Source organism: Acinetobacter lwoffii (assembly GCF_024129855.1).
Classification (GTDB): domain Bacteria; phylum Pseudomonadota; class Gammaproteobacteria; order Pseudomonadales; family Moraxellaceae; genus Acinetobacter; species Acinetobacter lwoffii_L.
In genome coordinates, this window is sequence record NZ_JAMXXC010000004.1 from 129,369 (window position 1) to 146,867 (window position 17,499).

A 17,499-nucleotide genomic window follows, 5' to 3' on the forward strand; every position below is an offset into this window, starting at 1 on the left:
GAGTTCATTGGGCATTTATTAGATTAATGGTAATTGAAATGCAGATGTCATGGCATGGATATTGCTTTGATTTAATTATAATAGATGATAATACGAGGGTTTGTATGCTTAAAGGAAATCAGGATACAAATGTGATTGAAACAATTGATAAATTTAGTTCCCAGAATATTGGAAAAAATTTTATAGACACTAAAACTACAGCGGTATCTACTACAACAAACCCACAACTTTTACTGCAGCAGTTATCTTCAAAGTTCTTTAATGAAATGCAGGATGAACATGTGCTGTCCAGTCAGGCAGGTCAAAGACTGGAAGAATGGTTATCTCAACATACGCTGGATGAACTCAATGCACTGAATCAGGTAGCAAAAGAACATTTTTTAAATCACGGTATTACCTTTACCGTTTATGGCGATGAAGAAGGCGTAGAACGCACTATTCCCTACGATATCATTCCGCGAGTCATAGACCGGAAACAGTGGAATATGGTGGCTTTAGGCTCGGCACAACGGGTACGGGCGCTAAATTTATTCTTACATGATATTTATCATCAACAGGACATTTTAAAAGCCAATATCATTCCTGAGTTGCAGATTTTAACTCATGAAGCCTATCAGCCGCATATGTATCAACATAGCTTGAAAGGCGGGATTTATAGCCAGATTAGCGGGATCGATGTGATCCGTGATTCCAAGGGCGAGTTTTATGTCTTAGAAGATAATCTCAGAACGCCATCTGGCGTGTCTTATATGCTGGAATGCCGCAAGATCAGTGAAAAACTGATGCCGAAAGTATTCGAGCAGTCCAAGATTGCCGGAATCGAGCAATATCCACAATTATTAAAAGAAATCCTGATCGAAAATGCTTATGTCGATAAGCCATTTGTGGTGGTACTGACCCCAGGACGTTTTAATAGTGCTTACTATGAACATTCTTTCCTTGCAAGAGAGATGGATGTGCCATTGGTAACATCACGTGACCTTTTTGTTGATGACTCGAAGGTTTATGTAAAAACCATACGTGGTCGCCAACGAGTCGATGTTATTTATAGACGGGTCGATGATGCGTTTCTTGATCCCTTATGCTTTAAACCGGATAGCACTTTGGGTGTTGCTGGCTTGATGTCGGCTTATTTGCAAAATAATGTCGTGATTGCCAATGCGCCGGGAACCGGTGTGGCAGATGACAAATCGGTTTATCCATATGTCGACAAAATGATTCGTTTTTATTTGGGCGAGCAGCCAATTCTAAAAAATGTTCCGACTTATCAATGTCGTAATTCTGAAGAATTAGACTATGTCGTGGCTCATCTGGATCAGCTGGTGGTGAAAGAAGCGCAGGGTTCGGGCGGTTATGGCATGCTCATTGGACCACAAGCGTCTAAACAGCAAATTGAAACTTTCAGGGAGAAAATTTTAGCTGCGCCGCATTTATATATTGCGCAGCCCACTTTGGACTTATCGGTTAGTCCGACTTTGACCAATTTTGGTATTGCTGAACGTCATATCGACTTACGCCCATTTGTATTAAGTTCGCCTTATCGTACTGAAATCGTACAGGGTGGCTTGACACGTGTGGCGATGCAACCCGGCTCACTGGTGGTGAATTCATCACAAGGTGGCGGTATCAAAGATACCTGGGTAGTCGACAATTTACATTCATAAGATTCCAAAGAAGGAAAATGTCATGGTTTTGCTGAATAGCAATGCGCAACATATTTTTTGGTTAGGGCGTTATTTATCTCGCACTCATTTTTTATGTGCTCGCTTTCCATTTTTAGAAGACGAAGCGGCAGTGGCATATGCCCATGCTTTCTGTTTACCTGCCTTTGATGCCAGTTCCCTAAATGAGCTAGTACTTGATCCTACGCAAGTGGCGTCTTTTAGCCAGCAGTTTAAAGTGGCCAAAGACAATATTCAGGAATTACGAGGGGTGCTGTCTGCTTCAGGCTATGCGGAACTGATGAAACTGATCAAAACCGCAGACAAAAATGCTGGTTATATCTGTGAAGTGGTGACGGAATGTGAAGATATTCTGGAAGCCGAATCTTCCGATATTTTTCTGTTTTTTAGTCTAGGGCAATGTGTCGAACAGCTCGATCATCAGTTACGCCTGGGTGAAGAGACTAGTACCACACTCTGCAAGATTGATTATGTGGTCAGAATTCTGGTGGAAATGGGCTGGGATGATCTGGAACAGTACTGGGAACAGTTGCGTACAGAACCGAACCGGATTCAGTTCTACCAGTTTAGTGACCATATCCATCAAATGTTTGAGGCAGATGTATGAAATTGATGGTGAATCACCAAACGCATTATATGTACACGGCCGAGGTGAGGAACAGTATTCAGTACATTAAAATGATGCCTTCGAGCAATGCGCATCAGCGGGTTCATTCTTGGGATATCAGTGTACCGGGTAATAAAGAAATCCGGAAAGATGCATTTCATAATCTGTGGATGACCTGTAGCCAGCGGGAACCTTATTATTCCCTGACTATCATGGCGCAAGGAATAGTCGAGCTAAATCCTGCGCATCAGAGTGGACTGAATGATTCAATCAATCCCAATCTTTTTCTACAGCCGACCGAATCAACCCAATGTAATGCAGCAATGAAAGACTTTGCACAACGTCATGTTCCTGCATTAACCCGTCAGCATTTGATTGGACTGGCACAGGCCTTGCTGGAGCATGTGCCTTATATTTCAAACAGTACTTCAGTGCAAGGCTCTGCAATAGATGCCTTTGAGTCCAGACAGGGCGTCTGTCAGGACCATAGTCATATTTTTATTGCCATGTGCAAATATCTAGGTTTGCCTGCACGCTATGTTTCTGGTTATTTATATGCACAAAATGCTTCGCATCTGGCCAGTCACGCTTGGGTAGAGGTGTTTGTAGACCAGACATGGTATTGTTTTGATGTCAGTAATCTGTTGTTTACTCCAAGTTCGCATGTTTATGTGGCGATTGGACGGGATTATTGGGATGTGGCGCCGGTACGCGGTGTCAGAGAAAAGGGCGGTGTGGAATCCATGCATTCCATCGTTCAAGTGCTAGGATGTTAATAAGGACGAATGAATGACGTATTGTTGTGCACTACGTTTAGAGCAAGGTATGCTTTTTATCAGTGATACCCGAACCAATGCCGGAGTAGATCACATTTCTGTATTTCGAAAGTTGTATACCTTTGGTATTCCCGGGGAACGTATGATCGTCATACAGGCATCCGGAAATCTGGCAACAACACAAGCAGTAATTGGGCATATCAAAAATCAGCTCGAACTGAAGCAGGAACCCAATATCTTGAGTCTGCACACCATGTTTGATGTCGCTGAGCTGGTGGGTAGTATGCTGAAGAAAGTGATTGCGAATGTTACGAGCGATATTTCGGAACAAAGCAATTATTATTGCAATCTGCTGGTCGGTGGACAACTTAAAGATCAGGATATGCAGCTTTATCATGTCTATCCGCAAGGGAACTTTATCTGTGCCACACGCGATACGCCGTATTTTCAGATTGGCGAAAGTAAATATGGCAAGCCGATCCTGGATCGTGCGCTGACTTATGATATGCCGCTGGATGAAGCTTTGCGCTGTTCCCTGATTTCATTTGCATCGACCCTACGTTCCAATGTATCGGTTGGTATGCCCCTCGATGTGCTGGTCTATAAAAAAGACAGTCTGATCATGCCAAGAGGCAAGCGTATTGCCGAAGATGATGAGTATTTCACGTCAATCAGCCGGCAATGGTCAGAGACCTTGAAAAAAGGATTGGCGGAACTTCCGGTTCCCTCTAATGAGTATTTCTTATAATAAACCTATCCGGGTTCAGGTTTTTCGCGTACAGTGTTAACTTCTATGCAGTTCAGCATAATAAAAATAGAGAAGTTAGCGCATGTACCAATTTTGTTACGCCAGTAAAAGTACTTCTCCCAAACCTGACTTACTTGAAGATTTGGCGAATATCCTGAAAGAAGCTCGTGATTTTAATTACCAGCATCAAGTGACAGGTGTACTGTATTTCGCAGATGGTCATTTTTTTCAATGTCTCGAAGGGGAATGTCCCACTTTAAAAAGTCTGCTGGTGGAGCGACTGAATAAAGATCCTCGCCATCAGGATATTAAATTATTTGAGACCAAGGAAATTGAATATCCGAGTTTCCCAGATTGGTCGATGAAATATATTTCTAAACGCAGTCAAATCCAGCAATTCTGTCGGGAAATGGGATTTGATGAGTTTAATCCTTTTGACTTTCAGCAAAGTCATGTCGATGCCTTATTAATGCAATTATGCATAGAGCAGGGCGAAGAACAAAAGTCAGCCTAAAGAAAAAGCCCAACCTATGTTGGGCTTTTTTACTTTGAGGACTAGATCAGACTACTTGGCGTAGTGGACGATTGCTCAGTCGGCATAATAGTTCATAACCAATCGTGCCATTCGCTTCAGCCACATCATCCACCAGACGGGTTTTACCCCAAAGTTCGACTTCTGTGCCCAATTGCACCTCTAACCCTGTGACATCAATAGCGATCATATCCATCGCTACGCGGCCGATCACGCGAGTTTGCTGGTCATTAATCGCGACATAGTTCTGTTTTAGGAAAGCGCGAGGGTAGCCATCACCATAGCCAATTGAAACAATGGCCAAAGTTATGTCTTGATCTGCGGTGAACGTTGAACCATAACCGACATGCTCACCCGCTTGAATCTCATTCAAGGCAATAATTTCAGCTGTAAACGTCATGACCGGCTTTAAGTCCAGATCATGCACATCCCGGTCTGAAAAGGGCGTCGCACCGTAGAGCATGATCCCTGGACGCACATAGTCAAAATGCAATTCTGGATATTTATAGATTGCAGCCGAGTTACAGCAAGAGGCTAAAATTGGAGCGCAATCATTTTTAATTTCCAGGAATTGACGGATTTGTTCATCATTCAGTGGATGCTCGGCATCTGCATTGGCGAAGTGCATGGCAAGTACACAAGTAAAGCCTGCGGCTTTTAGCGTATAAATTACGTCTTTGATCGCTTCAATCTTAAAGCCCAGGCGGTTCATGCCGCTGTTCAGTTTGACCCAGACTTTAAGTTCTTTGGCGATATAGGCATCTTTATGTGCAATTAACCAGTCGACTTGTGCCTGTTGATGCACAATGACTTCAATATTTTGTTCAATTACGATTGGCATCTCATCTGGTGAAAAAACACCTTCGATAAGCGTGATCGGCTGTAAATAACCTAATTCACGAATTTCCAGGGCTTCTTGCAGACAGGCAACACCAAAGGCATCGGTTTCGCTTAAGGCTGCTAAGCAGTCTTTAACTCCGTGTCCATAAGCATTGGCTTTCACCATGCTGACGATTTTCGCGGTTGGGGCAAGTTGTTTGACACGGTTTAAATTATATTGCAGCGCAGCGCTGTCAATATAAACTGTAGCTTGACGCACCCTAAATTACTCCTAGAGGGACGATGGAAATGTGATGACGAGAGCCTGATTACTCTTCGTCATCATACTGAGCATAGAACTCAGGTGAGAGATTACTAAAGCGGGTATATTGACCTTCGAATGCCAGACGCACGGTACCAATCGGGCCATTACGTTGTTTACCGATAATAATTTCGGCGGTGCCAGCTTCCTTGGATTCCTTATTATAAACCTCATCCCGGTAAATAAACATGATCAAGTCGGCATCCTGCTCAATCGCACCGGATTCACGCAAGTCGGACATCACCGGACGTTTGTTTGGACGGTTTTCCAGCGATCGGTTGAGCTGTGACAGGGCAATTACTGGACATTGCATTTCCTTCGCTAAAGCTTTTAAGCTTCGGGAGATTTCCGAGATCTCGCCGACACGGTTATCGCCCATACCGGGTACTTTCATCAGCTGCAAGTAATCGACCATGATACAGCCCAGCTTTCCGCCATGCATTTTGGCAATACGACGCGCACGGGCACGTAATTCTGTTGGTGGTAGCGCAGAAGAATCATCGATATACAGATTTTTTTCTTGTAAATGCACAATGGTACTGGTGACTTTTGACCATTCATCACTGTCCATTTTACCAGAACGTAAATGTCCCTGATGCACGCGACCAAATGATGAAATCAAACGCATGGCGATGGAGTCGGCTGGCATCTCCATCGAATAGACCAGAGCAGGCAGATTGTTATTGAATAAGACACTTTCGACCAGATTCATGGCAAAGGTGGTTTTACCCATGGATGGACGCGCCGCAACAATAATCAGGTCGCCGGATTGCATGCCGGAAGTTTTGTTATCCAGTTCCACAAAACCAGTGGTTAAACCGGTAATGCTGCCTTCCATTTGCGACAGTTCATTTAATTTGTCGAATACGTCCGCGACCACCGAGTTGATCGGCTTAGGCCCTTGCGCTTTGGCATTGTTATTATGCTGTTCGGCAATCGAGAAAATATTGGTCTCAGCCAGATCCAGAATTTCACTGACAGTACGGCCTTTGGTGTCATAGGCATTTTGTAAAATTTCAGAGCTGACTTTAATCATACTACGCAGGGTAGAGAATTCTTTAATTTTGCCTGCATAAGTTTCCAGGTTATAGAAACTCGATGGCGAATCTGCCATTAATTGCATCAGATATTCTTCGCCACCAATTGCATCGAGCAAGTTTTGTTTGATGAGCCAGTCATGCACCAGAACCGCATCATAAGGCGAGTTTTCTTTAGAGAGCTGCTCAATGGCACGGAAGATATATTTGTGTCGGGTGGCATAAAAATCATTTTCGGTCAGCACATCACCGACCTGCTCAAAAGATTCAGCCACAGTCATAAGGGCAGCAAGTACAGCCTGTTCAATTGCTAAATTGTGAGGTGGAGTACGGAACTCCTTGAGATTGCTATTTTCAGTAACAATTTCCGGTTTAGCAGTAGCTACCTTTTTGCTGGCATTCGCCTGTGACATATAAATCCCTGATTTTAAATACAATGGTTAAATATCGTCGGAGATGAATAGCGTTTATTCACTACGAGATGAAATGATACGCGCTCTGATCAAAAATGCGAAGTGCAATTTTTTGTAAACACGAATAATAAAATGAATTTGACAGTGTTGGCTAGATTATATTTTTTAGAGATAAAAAAAGAGCATGCTTTCGCATGCTCTTTTTGAGGCGAGAAATTACTCAGCTACGATAGTAACTAGAACTTCTGCAGTAACATCATGGTGCAATTGGATTGCGATGTTAAATTCGCCAGTGTGACGAAGCGCGCCATTTGGAAGACGTACTTCAGCACGGTCTACTTCTAGACCAGCATTTGTCAACGCGTCAGCGATGTCACGAGTACCGATAGAACCGAATAGTTTACCTTCGTCACCAGCTTTCGCAGTGATAACGATGTTCACTTCGTTCAATTGGTCAGCACGTGCTTGAGCAGCAGCCAAGATAGCAGCTTCTTCTTTCTCAAGTTCAGCACGACGAGCTTCAAAAGCAGCAGTGTTTGCTTCAGTTGCAGCAACAGCCTTACCTTGAGGGATAAGAAAGTTACGGCCGTAACCAGCTTTAACTGAAACTTTATCGCCTAGTTTACCTAGGTTTTTAATGCGTTGTAATAAGATAATATCCACAGCTCAACCTCACTTATGATTGTCAGTGTAAGGGATCAAAGACAAGTAGCGAGCTTGTTTGATAGCTAACGCTAATTGACGTTGGTAACGAGCTTTAGTACCTGTAATACGGCTAGGAACAATCTTGCCGTTTTCAGTAATGTACTGTTTTAAAGTGTCGATATCTTTGTAGTCGATGTACGTAACGTTCTCAGCTGTAAAGCGGCAGAACTTGCGACGACGGTAAAAACGTGCCATGTTATGTTCTCCTTAAGCTTCAGCAGAGTCTTGAGCGTGTTGTGCTTCTTCACGTTGAGCTTTACGCGCACGTTTTTCTTCAGCACTCTTCGCCAATAGTGACTCTTCAGTGATAGCGTTTTCACGACGAATGATAAGGCTACGAATGATTGCGTCGTTATAACGGAACAATTCTTCAAGCTCATCAAGAGTAGTTTGACCACACTCAACATTCATAAGAATGTAGTGAGCTTTGTGGATCTTGTTGATTGGGTAAGCCAATTGACGACGGCCCCAGTCTTCAAGACGGTGAATTTGACCTTCAGCTTCTTTGATGTGAGTTAGGTAGCGTTCTACCATACCAACTACTTGATCGCTTTGATCAGGGTGTACTAAAAGTACGATTTCGTAATGACGCATTGTCAGCTCCTTACGGTTTGGACAGCCCCAATTTAAGTAAATTGAAGCAAGGAGTCACAACCAAAGTTGTGTCGCAGTGTTTGCGAAGGGGGAATTGTAGTGATCTTTAGGGATAATTTCAACCAAATAAGACATTTTTGCGAAATTATCTCTATAACCAGATCGATCATCAGAACCTGACTTTGGCTTTAAGCAAATTTGGACTGGTTAAATTCAGCACATGTATTGTTGCGAAGATCAAGCTTTACTTATCAGGCCAGAAAATCTAGAAAACTGAAGGATCGGAGTCTGGAACCAGAAAGATTGAATTTTCTAAGCGATCAGGAAGATCGAGGTTTAGCTTTATAAAGCCGAATTTTTGATTCTGCTCTACAACTATTGGAAGTAGGGGATTAAGAGAAACAAAATAAAAAAAGATAGAGACTAACTCTATCTTTTTAAAAAAATACAATCTGTGTAGATGGCGCAGTTGAGGTAAAGCTAAAGATAATACTAATGACAGTAATCAGGATCACCGAGAACAAGAAATATTTCTTTGCCCAAAGTTGATCATTTTCAGCTTTAAATCCAATGACACCGATATACAACCAGTAAATGCACAGTAAGTTTAAAATCACTGCATAGAACCAGTTGGCATAACCAAAGACAAATAACGCATTCATGGTCAGCGTGAATAACACCACATAAACCAGTGATTCAATCTTGGTACGATGAATCGAACGTGCCACAGGCAAGATCGGAATGCCTGCATTTTTGTAATCATCAAAGCGGTAAATCGCAATCGCCCATGAGTGAGGCATTTGCCATAGCGCATAACCTAAAAAGATCAGTAACGCACCGAGGTCAAATTGATTGGCCACTGCGGTATAACCAATGACAGGCGGAGCTGCACCAGAAATACTGCCTACAACAGTTTGATGAATTGTGGTTCGTTTTGTCCATAGGCTGTAGAAACCAACATATACGACAAAACCAATCACCGCGAATAAGAAAGCGTACGCATTTACCCAGAACCATAAAAGACTAAAACCAGCGATGCCTAATACCAGGGCAAAGGCCAGGGCAACAGGTTCGGAAATGGTTTTGGTGACCAGAGCACGGTTTTGGGTGCGCTGCATTTTTTGGTCGATGTCCTGGTCAATCACGTTATTGACCACACATCCTGATGCTACGACAAGCGTAGTACCGAGAAGGGTAATAAGCAGGAGAAGGAAATCTACAGAACCTTGAGTGGCTACGAAGTAGCCACCCAAAGTGGTAACAAAGTTACCGAAGAGAATTCCTGGCTTAGTCAGGAATAAATACTTTTTCAGCATGACGACCAGTTTAGATCATCATGTTGTAGTGTAGGTAATTCATGATCCATACAGAACCCACTAAAAGAATAGCGATAGTTAAGATGGTATACACGAATGCAATCACGTTCCAGCGTTGCTCTGAAGAAGAGTTCATATGCAGGAAGTAAATTAACTGCACAAGAATCTGAGCAACCGCAGTAATCGCGATGACAGTAATCAAAATACCACGGCCAAAACCGCCTGCCATCACCATACCGAATGGAATTACGGTAAGGATGACAGAAAGGATGAAGCCGACGGTATATTGCTTAACGTTACCGTGTGATTCGCCAGCAGCGTTATGATCGTGACTCATTACAGAACTCCCATCAAGTAAACTACGCTGAATACACAGATCCAAACGATGTCAAGGAAGTGCCAGAACAAGCTTAGGCAAGCTAGACGACGCGTGTTTGCAAGAGTCAAACCATATTTCTTGATTTGAACCATAAGCACGATCATCCAGACCAGACCAGAAGTTACGTGAATACCGTGCGTACCTACCAAAGTAAAGAACGCAGATAAGAACGCACTTGTGCTTGGACCGTGACCCGCATGAACTAGATGATTGAATTCATATAGTTCCATGCCGATGAAGATAGCACCGAATACCCAAGTAATCGCTAACCAAGTCAGTACTTTTGCAACGTCTTTTTTGTATGCAGCAAGAACTGCAAAACCAAAGGTTACAGAAGAGATCAAGAGGGCGAAGGTTTCAGTAAGAACGAAACCTAAAGAGTCGCCAAACAGGTCTCTCGCACTTGGAGTACCCACAGGAATGTGGCTACTCAAAACAGCGAACGCAATGAAGAGTGTACCGAACAGGACAAGGTCACTCATCAAGTAAGTCCAGAAACCAAAGACGGTGATGTCAGTATCATCGTGATGATGATGCTCATCGTGTCCGTGGTTATCGTGATGAAGTACTTCAGCCATTGTCTTAGTCCTTCTTCAAGTGTTTTTCAAGAATCGCATAGCGTTCGTTTTCAATACGCTCAACTTCAGCAGCTGGAACATAGTAATCCACTTTCTTGGTGAAAGAAGACACGATGAAGCTAATGATAGAAGCAAGGAACGTAACAACTACTAACCACCAGATGTGCCAGATTAAACCGAAGCCCATAACAGTGATGAACATCGCGATAACGAAACCGGCAGCACGGTTAGTTGGCATATGAACATCTTCGTACTTCGTTGGTTTTGCATACGCAACACCATTTTCTTTCTCGATCCAGAAAGTATCAATACCATTGATCTTTGGAAGATGAGCAAAGTTATAGAACGGAGCAGGAGAAGATGTCGCCCATTCAAGGGTACGACCATCCCATGGATCGCCAGTCAAATCCAGACGTTGGTCACGTTGTAAGAAACCAACCACGATTTGCAGAATGAAACATACGATACCAAGCGCAATCAGAACTGCACCGAACATCGCGATATTTACATACGGGTCCCATTCTGGGTTGTCAAATGTATTCAAACGACGTGTCATACCCATGAAACCAAGGATATAAAGTGGCATGAACGCAAAGTAGAAACCGAAGAACCAGAACCAGAACGCTGCTTTACCCCAAGTCTCATTCAGTCTCCAACCGAACATTTTCGGCCAGTAGAAGATGATACCTGCGAACATCGCAAATACTACACCACCAATAATTACGTTATGGAAGTGAGCAATCAGGAATAAAGAGTTATGTACCAGGAAGTCCGCTGGTGGAACCGCCATCAATACACCTGTTAAACCACCGATACCGAAAGTTACCAGGAAGCCTAGTGTCCATAGCATTGGAGTAGTGTAAACAATACGACCCTTGTACATGGTGAATAACCAAGAGAAGATTTTCACACCTGTAGGAATCGCAATAATCATGGTCATGATACCGAAGAACGCGTTAACGTTGGCACCAGCACCCATAGTAAAGAAGTGGTGAACCCATACAACGAATGACAATACTGTGATTGCTACTGTTGCATACACCATTGATTTGTAACCGAACAATGCTTTGCGCGAGAAAGTCGCAACAACTTCAGAGTAAATACCAAATGCTGGTAATACCAAGATATATACTTCCGGGTGACCCCAAGTCCAAATCAAGTTCACGTACAACATCGGGCTACCACCCAAGTCGTTAGTAAAGAAGTGGAAACCGAAGTAACGGTCAAGCGTTAACATTGCAATTGTTGCAGTCAACACTGGGAAAGCCGCAATAATCAATACTGCTGTACATAAAGATGTCCAGGTAAAGATTGGCATTTCCATAAGTTTCATGCCAGGCGCACGCATTTTGATGATGGTAACGAAGAAGTTAACACCCGTTAATAGCGTACCCAGACCTGAAATTTGCAGTGCCCAGATATAGTAGTCCATACCTACGCCTGGAGAGTATTCAATGCCAGACAGTGGAGGGTATGCCATCCAGCCTGTTGCAGCGAACTCACCTAACGCGAGTGACACCATCATTAGACCCGCAGCACCGGCGAATAACCAGAAGCTGAGTGAGTTTAATAATGGAAATGCAACGTCACGTGCACCGATTTGAAGCGGTACAGAGATGTTCATCAAACCAACAACAAGACCCATTGCCACGAAGAAGATCATGATCACGCCATGCGCGGTAAAGATCTGATCGTAATGCTCAGGGTGTAAATAACCTTCGCCGCCACCTTTTGCAAGGAACTGCTGAAGACGCATCATGATCGCATCGGCGAAACCACGCACCAGCATGATGATCGATACGAACAGGTACATGATACCAATTTTTTTATGGTCTACAGATGTGAACCATTCGTTCCACAGGTAGCCCCATTTTTTGAAGTAGGTAATACCGGCAACAACTGCGATACCACCCAAGATCATCATTGCAACAGTTGCCAATACGATTGGATCGTAAGGAATTGCATCCGGACCTAACTTACCTAAGAAGCTCATGTCTTATTCTCCTTGAGAAGCAGTCGCATGTTCACCAGCTACATGAGCTTCAGAAGCAGACGCTTCATGAGCAACAGCATCAGTCGCTGCAGCTTCTACAGGAGCTGAATGGTCAGCACCGTGGTAGTTACTCATATACTTGTGAATCACAGATTCAAACAAACCTTGCTCTACAGAAGAGTAGTAAGTCACAGGATGTGGCTTAGTAGGGTAAGGCTTCATTGCTTCAGCAGCAGCCTTCTCTTCAGGAGTCTTAGCTCTTGCAATAATCGCTTCGATCTGGTGAACACCGCGGTTACCGTCACGTAAGCTTGCAAATTCAGCTTGGTCTAGAACAGTTTTTTGTACTGCATTAGGGTTAACTGAAGTACCGTTTCCTGCCTGAATAGCAGAAACCCATTCAGCAAATTGAGCATCAGTCACAGAATGTGCACGGAAGCGCATTTGTGAGAAGCCATAGCCTGAATAGTTTGAAGAGAAACCACGATAACCTTCAGCTGGACTAGTTTCATCAGCTAAGAAGTTAAGGTGAGTTTGCATACCTGCCATTGCATAAATCTGACCACTTAACGCCGGGATGAAGAACGAGTTCATCGTGAAGTTAGAGGTTAAACGAAGGCTTACCGGAGTTTGCTCTGGGAAACGCAATTCGTTAACAGTTGCAATGCCTTGCTCAGGATAGATGAAGATCCATTTAAATTGCTCAGCAATAACCTGAACAGTTAAAGGTGCTTTATCTGCTTCAATTGGACGGTATGGGTCATACTTGTGGGAACCCCACCAAGTTAACCAAGCTAAAATACCAATAATAATGACAGGGATACCCCATACTACAATTTCAATCGCAGTAGAGTGTGCCCATGTAGGTTTATAGTCTGCGTCTTTATTCGATGCACGATATTTCCAACCGAACCATAATGCCATGATGATTGATGGAATAACCACCAAAAGCATTAAGTAAATCGCAGTCATCATCAGGTTACTTTGACCTGCTGCAACTGGACCTTTAGAGTTCAGAAGTACCATATCACCACCACACCCGGTCAAGAGTGCAGTCATCGCAGATAAAGACAATACAGCTAAAATCGTTTGTCTCATTTTACAACCTCGGTGAAGAGTCCCATTCCCTAATTTAATATGGGATAGCGATTAAAGTGCACATGACAAAAAAGGCTGAATTTTACAAAACATCCTATTAATCACAATACACCGCTACGTTGTAGGGCATTATGCCTGAGATTCACGAACTAAGCTATATCTAGGGCGCTTTAAATGCCTGTAATAAAAACCGATTTTGCTGGTCTGGATTGGGGGGGATTTATGGGAATTTTATTTCAATTTCAAAGTTCTGTAATCAAAATGGGATGATATTCATCCCATTTTGTGTATTCCTGCACTATTGTTTCACAACTTGCGTTTTTGCGAGTTTATCGTGCAAGGTTTGACGTTTTTTGCCCAATCCGAAGGCCCAGTCAATAATTAAACTCAGTGGCATAAATACAATATTTAAAAATATGAAAAATACGCTACGAATAGTAAAGGCGCGCAACAGGCTGGTCTTTTCACCTGATTCTACATCTACAATTTTGATTTTCGTGAGCTTTTTACCAATACTTTGGCCTGATTTGGCAATCAGAAAGGCTTGAATGGCCAGCATGATAATCAAATAGACCGCTGTGGCAAGCCACGCCTGCTGAGAAAACATCTCAAACATTTGAGTCTGTAATTGCTGAGCCATTGCAGGATCTGCATCGCTACTCAGCACAACATTCATGAATTCTTCATTCAGTTGAGCAAACCGCGTTTCCTGTTCAGGCGTAAAAAAAGCAGTCAAAATGAAGGTTGCTGGTAGCCACAGTAATACGTCTACAATTTTGGCCAGGATACGGCTTGGAATACTGGCAAGTTCATTTTTTTGAGTTACTGTTTGAGTATGAGGCTGTGAGTAGGCCGAAGTCGTTGGTTGGCTATTCTGGAATACCGGCGTTTCAGGTGTGACTGCTGGAGCGACATAACCTTCGGGTTGATATACCGATTTTCCTTGGGTAAGTTCACCTAAGGCTTTCCACTCGGTCATGCCTTGATGCCATGCCAGGTCAGTCAGCATGACTTGTTGATTCGCCAGCATCTGATTCAATTGCTCGAGCGTATATGGACCAGCTTGTTGATTGTTTCGTGCCAAGTAAATCTGCATATAGACTGAATCTCAATATATAAATGTGAACTGATAATAGCTTTGAACAAGATTGTATTGAATTCTGTTTTGAAAACAAACATCCTCTCATCGTAAGATATAGATTAATTAAGGATTTTCAATCATATTTCTTATTAAAAATGCGCCCATACAAAATTGCAAGGATCTCTACTCTTAAAAATATCTTCCCGAACACTCAATGGTTATTCATTATTATTGCCATTTTGATATGACTTTACTGTTGGTATTTGTTTGTCATTACAGTCTTTATGTGTTGATAAGCTTTGATTTAATTATATTTATAAATTCAATCGTTAATCTTGCGATTAGGCCTTTAATTATTAATTTTCAAACAGTAAATCATAATATCTATCTCATAAAAAAGACCCTATCAAAGGGTCTTTTTTATTCACAATTGCTTATGCTTTTTGCACTTTTTCTTCAGCCAGGAAGAACCAAGTTTCAAGTACCGAGTCTGGGTTTAAAGATACAGAGTCGATACCTTGTTCCATTAACCATTGTGCAAGATCTGGGTGATCGGAAGGACCTTGACCACAAATACCGACATATTTGCCAGCTTTACGACATGCTTGAATTGCAAGAGAAAGCAACGCCTTAACTGCAGGGTCGCGCTCATCAAATAGGTGAGAGACAATACCCGAGTCACGGTCAAGACCAAGCGTTAATTGTGTCAAGTCGTTTGAACCAATAGAGAAACCATCGAAATGTTCAAGGAATTGATCTGCCAATAAAGCATTGGTTGGAAGTTCACACATCATGATCACTTTAAGGCCGTTTTCACCGCGCTTAAGACCATTTAATGCAAGAAGTTCAATTACACGTTTCGCTTCAGCAACAGTACGAACAAATGGAATCATGATCTGGATATTGGTTAAACCCATTTCATCACGTGCCTTTTTCAATGCACGACATTCAAGTTCGAAGCAATCACGAAAGTTATCAGAAACGTAGCGACTTGCACCACGGAAACCTAGCATCGGGTTTTCTTCTTCTGGCTCGTATAACTTACCACCGATCAAGTTTGCATATTCGTTAGACTTGAAGTCTGACATACGAACAATGACTGGCTTGTCTGCAAATGCAGCAGCAAGTGTCGAGATACCTTCAACCAGTTTCTCTACATAGAATTCAATTGGAGATGCATAACCTGCAGTACGCGCCATGACTGCTGCACGTGTTTCACGTGGAAGGCTGTCAATATTGATTAATGCTTTCGGGTGAACACCAATCATACGGTTAATAATGAATTCAAGACGCGCCAGACCAATACCTGCGTTTGGAATTTGAGCAAAGTCAAATGCACGATCCGGGTTACCCACGTTCATCATTACTTTAAATGGAAGAGCAGGCATAGACTCAATTGAATTCTTTTGAATTTCAAAATCTAGTGCGCCTTCATAGATAAAGCCAGTATCACCTTCAGCACAAGACACAGTCACTTCCTGACCGTCTACAAGAACTTCAGTTGCATTACCACAACCCACGATTGCAGGAACACCAAGCTCACGTGCAATAATTGCTGCGTGACAAGTACGACCACCACGGTTTGTTACAATCGCAGCTGCACGTTTCATGACTGGTTCCCAATCCGGGTCAGTCATATCAGATACAAGAACATCACCGTCTTGTACTTTGTCCATTTCTTTAATAGACGTCACAATGCGGACTTTACCAGAACCAATGCGTTGACCGATTGAACGGCCTTCACAGATCACAGTACCGCGTTGTTTCAACAGGTAGCGTTCCATGGTGCCGACATTTTCACGGCTTTTTACAGTTTCAGGACGCGCCTGAACGATGTAAATCTTGCTATCATCGCCATCTTTTGCCCACTCGATGTCCATTGGTGCACCGTAGTGGTTTTCAATGATCAGCGCTTGTTTAGCAAGTTCTTGTAATTCCTGGTCGTTTAAAGCGAACTGTTGGCGTTCAGCTTTTTCAACATCCACGACAACGACAGATTTACCTGCAGATGCTTCTTCACCATAAATCATTTTCTGGTGCTTAGAACCCAGGTTGCGACGAAGGATCGCGTGTCGGCCTGCATTTAAAAGCGGTTTAGAAATATAGAATTCATCAGGGTTGACGGCACCTTGAACAACCATTTCACCCAAACCATAAGATGCGGTAATGAATACTGCATCACGGAAGCCTGATTCAGTATCTAGCGTAAACATTACACCGGCAGCACCAGTTTCTGAACGAACCATGCGTTGTACACCAGCGGACAGGGCAACTACATCATGGGCAAAGTTTTGGTGTACACGGTAAGAGATTGCGCGGTCGTTGTACAAAGATGCAAATACTTCTTTGATCGCGATCAGAACGTTATCGATACCACGAATGTTCAGGAAAGTTTCTTGCTGGCCGGCAAAAGAAGCATCCGGCAAATCTTCTGCAGTTGCAGAAGAACGAACGGCAACCGCGATGTCAGGGTTGCCGTTAGAAAGTTCTGCAAATGCTGTACGAACTTCTTGTTCTAATGCAGGCGTAAGTGGAGTATCCACAATCCATTGACGAATTTTTGCGCCAGTTTCAGCAAGTGCATTTACATCATCAACATTGAGTGCAGCAAGCTCTGCATTGATTTTAGCGTTTAGGCCACTTTGCTCGAGAAATTCACGGTAGGCATCGGCAGTCGTTGCGAAACCACCTGGCACAGATACACCAGCATTTGATAAGTGGCTGATCATTTCGCCTAGTGATGAGTTTTTCCCACCGACCAGCTCAACGTCGTGCTTCCCTAATTTTTCCAGACCAATTACGCGCGCTTCCAAAGTTGT

16 protein-coding genes and 1 pseudogene are annotated in these 17,499 nt (G+C 43.0%); 5 read left to right on the forward strand and 12 right to left on the reverse strand.

Going from position 1 to position 17,499, the window contains the following annotated elements; genetic code table 11:
* Nucleotides 1-218: 218 nt before the first annotated feature.
* The 5 genes and pseudogenes from NI465_RS05550 to NI465_RS05570 all read left to right on the forward strand — a co-directional run.
* A pseudogene (locus tag NI465_RS05550) lies at nt 219-1,664 on the forward strand (circularly permuted type 2 ATP-grasp protein); the annotation flags it as partial.
* Between the two features lie 22 nt (nt 1,665-1,686).
* Complete coding sequence (locus tag NI465_RS05555) at nt 1,687-2,289, forward strand: alpha-E domain-containing protein (protein WP_005106612.1); 603 nt, start codon at nt 1,687-1,689, stop codon at nt 2,287-2,289.
* Nucleotides 2,286-3,065: a transglutaminase family protein gene (locus NI465_RS05560; RefSeq protein ID WP_005252164.1), complete on the forward strand. Its 780-nt coding sequence runs from the start codon at nt 2,286-2,288 to the stop codon at nt 3,063-3,065. Before NI465_RS05555 ends, NI465_RS05560 begins: the two co-directional genes overlap by 4 nt.
* A 13-nt stretch (nt 3,066-3,078) precedes the next feature.
* Nucleotides 3,079-3,813, forward strand: a complete 735-nt coding sequence (locus NI465_RS05565; RefSeq protein ID WP_004278798.1) for a proteasome-type protease — start codon at nt 3,079-3,081, stop codon at nt 3,811-3,813.
* Between the two features lie 82 nt (nt 3,814-3,895).
* Complete coding sequence (locus NI465_RS05570; RefSeq protein ID WP_219309172.1) at nt 3,896-4,327, forward strand: BLUF domain-containing protein; 432 nt, start codon at nt 3,896-3,898, stop codon at nt 4,325-4,327.
* 46 nt (nt 4,328-4,373) lie between these two features.
* Here NI465_RS05570 and alr read toward each other — a convergent pair whose 3' ends face one another.
* The 12 genes from alr to ppsA form a co-directional block, all read right to left on the reverse strand.
* Nucleotides 4,374-5,444 (reverse strand): alanine racemase, encoded by a 1,071-nt coding sequence (alr, locus tag NI465_RS05575; protein ID WP_253144566.1) that lies wholly within the window; start codon nt 5,442-5,444, stop codon nt 4,374-4,376.
* Between the two features lie 49 nt (nt 5,445-5,493).
* On the reverse strand, nt 5,494-6,936 hold the full coding sequence (dnaB, locus tag NI465_RS05580; protein ID WP_005247269.1) for a replicative DNA helicase: 1,443 nt from the start codon (nt 6,934-6,936) through the stop codon (nt 5,494-5,496).
* A gap of 216 nt (nt 6,937-7,152) precedes the next feature.
* Complete coding sequence (gene rplI, locus NI465_RS05585; RefSeq protein ID WP_004278793.1) at nt 7,153-7,599, reverse strand: 50S ribosomal protein L9; 447 nt, start codon at nt 7,597-7,599, stop codon at nt 7,153-7,155.
* Nucleotides 7,600-7,608: 9 nt separating this feature from the next.
* On the reverse strand, nt 7,609-7,836 hold the full coding sequence (gene rpsR / locus NI465_RS05590; RefSeq protein ID WP_004278792.1) for a 30S ribosomal protein S18: 228 nt from the start codon (nt 7,834-7,836) through the stop codon (nt 7,609-7,611).
* 12 nt (nt 7,837-7,848) lie between these two features.
* Nucleotides 7,849-8,235: a 30S ribosomal protein S6 gene (rpsF, locus tag NI465_RS05595; RefSeq protein ID WP_004278789.1), complete on the reverse strand. Its 387-nt coding sequence runs from the start codon at nt 8,233-8,235 to the stop codon at nt 7,849-7,851.
* 437 nt (nt 8,236-8,672) lie between these two features.
* Complete coding sequence (gene cyoE, locus NI465_RS05600) at nt 8,673-9,551, reverse strand: heme o synthase (RefSeq protein WP_004645412.1); 879 nt, start codon at nt 9,549-9,551, stop codon at nt 8,673-8,675.
* A 10-nt stretch (nt 9,552-9,561) separates the two neighbouring features.
* Complete coding sequence (locus tag NI465_RS05605) at nt 9,562-9,888, reverse strand: cytochrome o ubiquinol oxidase subunit IV (protein ID WP_004645410.1); 327 nt, start codon at nt 9,886-9,888, stop codon at nt 9,562-9,564.
* Complete coding sequence (cyoC, locus tag NI465_RS05610) at nt 9,888-10,508, reverse strand: cytochrome o ubiquinol oxidase subunit III (protein ID WP_004278786.1); 621 nt, start codon at nt 10,506-10,508, stop codon at nt 9,888-9,890. Before cyoC ends, NI465_RS05605 begins: the two co-directional genes overlap by 1 nt.
* A 4-nt stretch (nt 10,509-10,512) precedes the next feature.
* Nucleotides 10,513-12,501 carry a cytochrome o ubiquinol oxidase subunit I gene (gene cyoB / locus NI465_RS05615; RefSeq protein ID WP_005252153.1) on the reverse strand — a complete coding sequence of 663 codons (1,989 nt, stop codon included), beginning with the start codon at nt 12,499-12,501 and terminating at the stop codon, nt 10,513-10,515.
* A 3-nt stretch (nt 12,502-12,504) separates the two neighbouring features.
* A complete protein-coding gene (gene cyoA, locus NI465_RS05620; RefSeq protein WP_005252151.1) occupies nt 12,505-13,599 on the reverse strand; it encodes a ubiquinol oxidase subunit II in 1,095 nt (364 codons plus the stop codon).
* A 298-nt stretch (nt 13,600-13,897) separates the two neighbouring features.
* Nucleotides 13,898-14,695 carry an RDD family protein gene (locus NI465_RS05625; RefSeq protein WP_005252149.1) on the reverse strand — a complete coding sequence of 266 codons (798 nt, stop codon included), beginning with the start codon at nt 14,693-14,695 and terminating at the stop codon, nt 13,898-13,900.
* A 419-nt stretch (nt 14,696-15,114) separates the two neighbouring features.
* Nucleotides 15,115-17,493 carry a phosphoenolpyruvate synthase gene (ppsA, locus tag NI465_RS05630; protein ID WP_180037368.1) on the reverse strand — a complete coding sequence of 793 codons (2,379 nt, stop codon included), beginning with the start codon at nt 17,491-17,493 and terminating at the stop codon, nt 15,115-15,117.
* Nucleotides 17,494-17,499 lie beyond the last annotated feature (6 nt).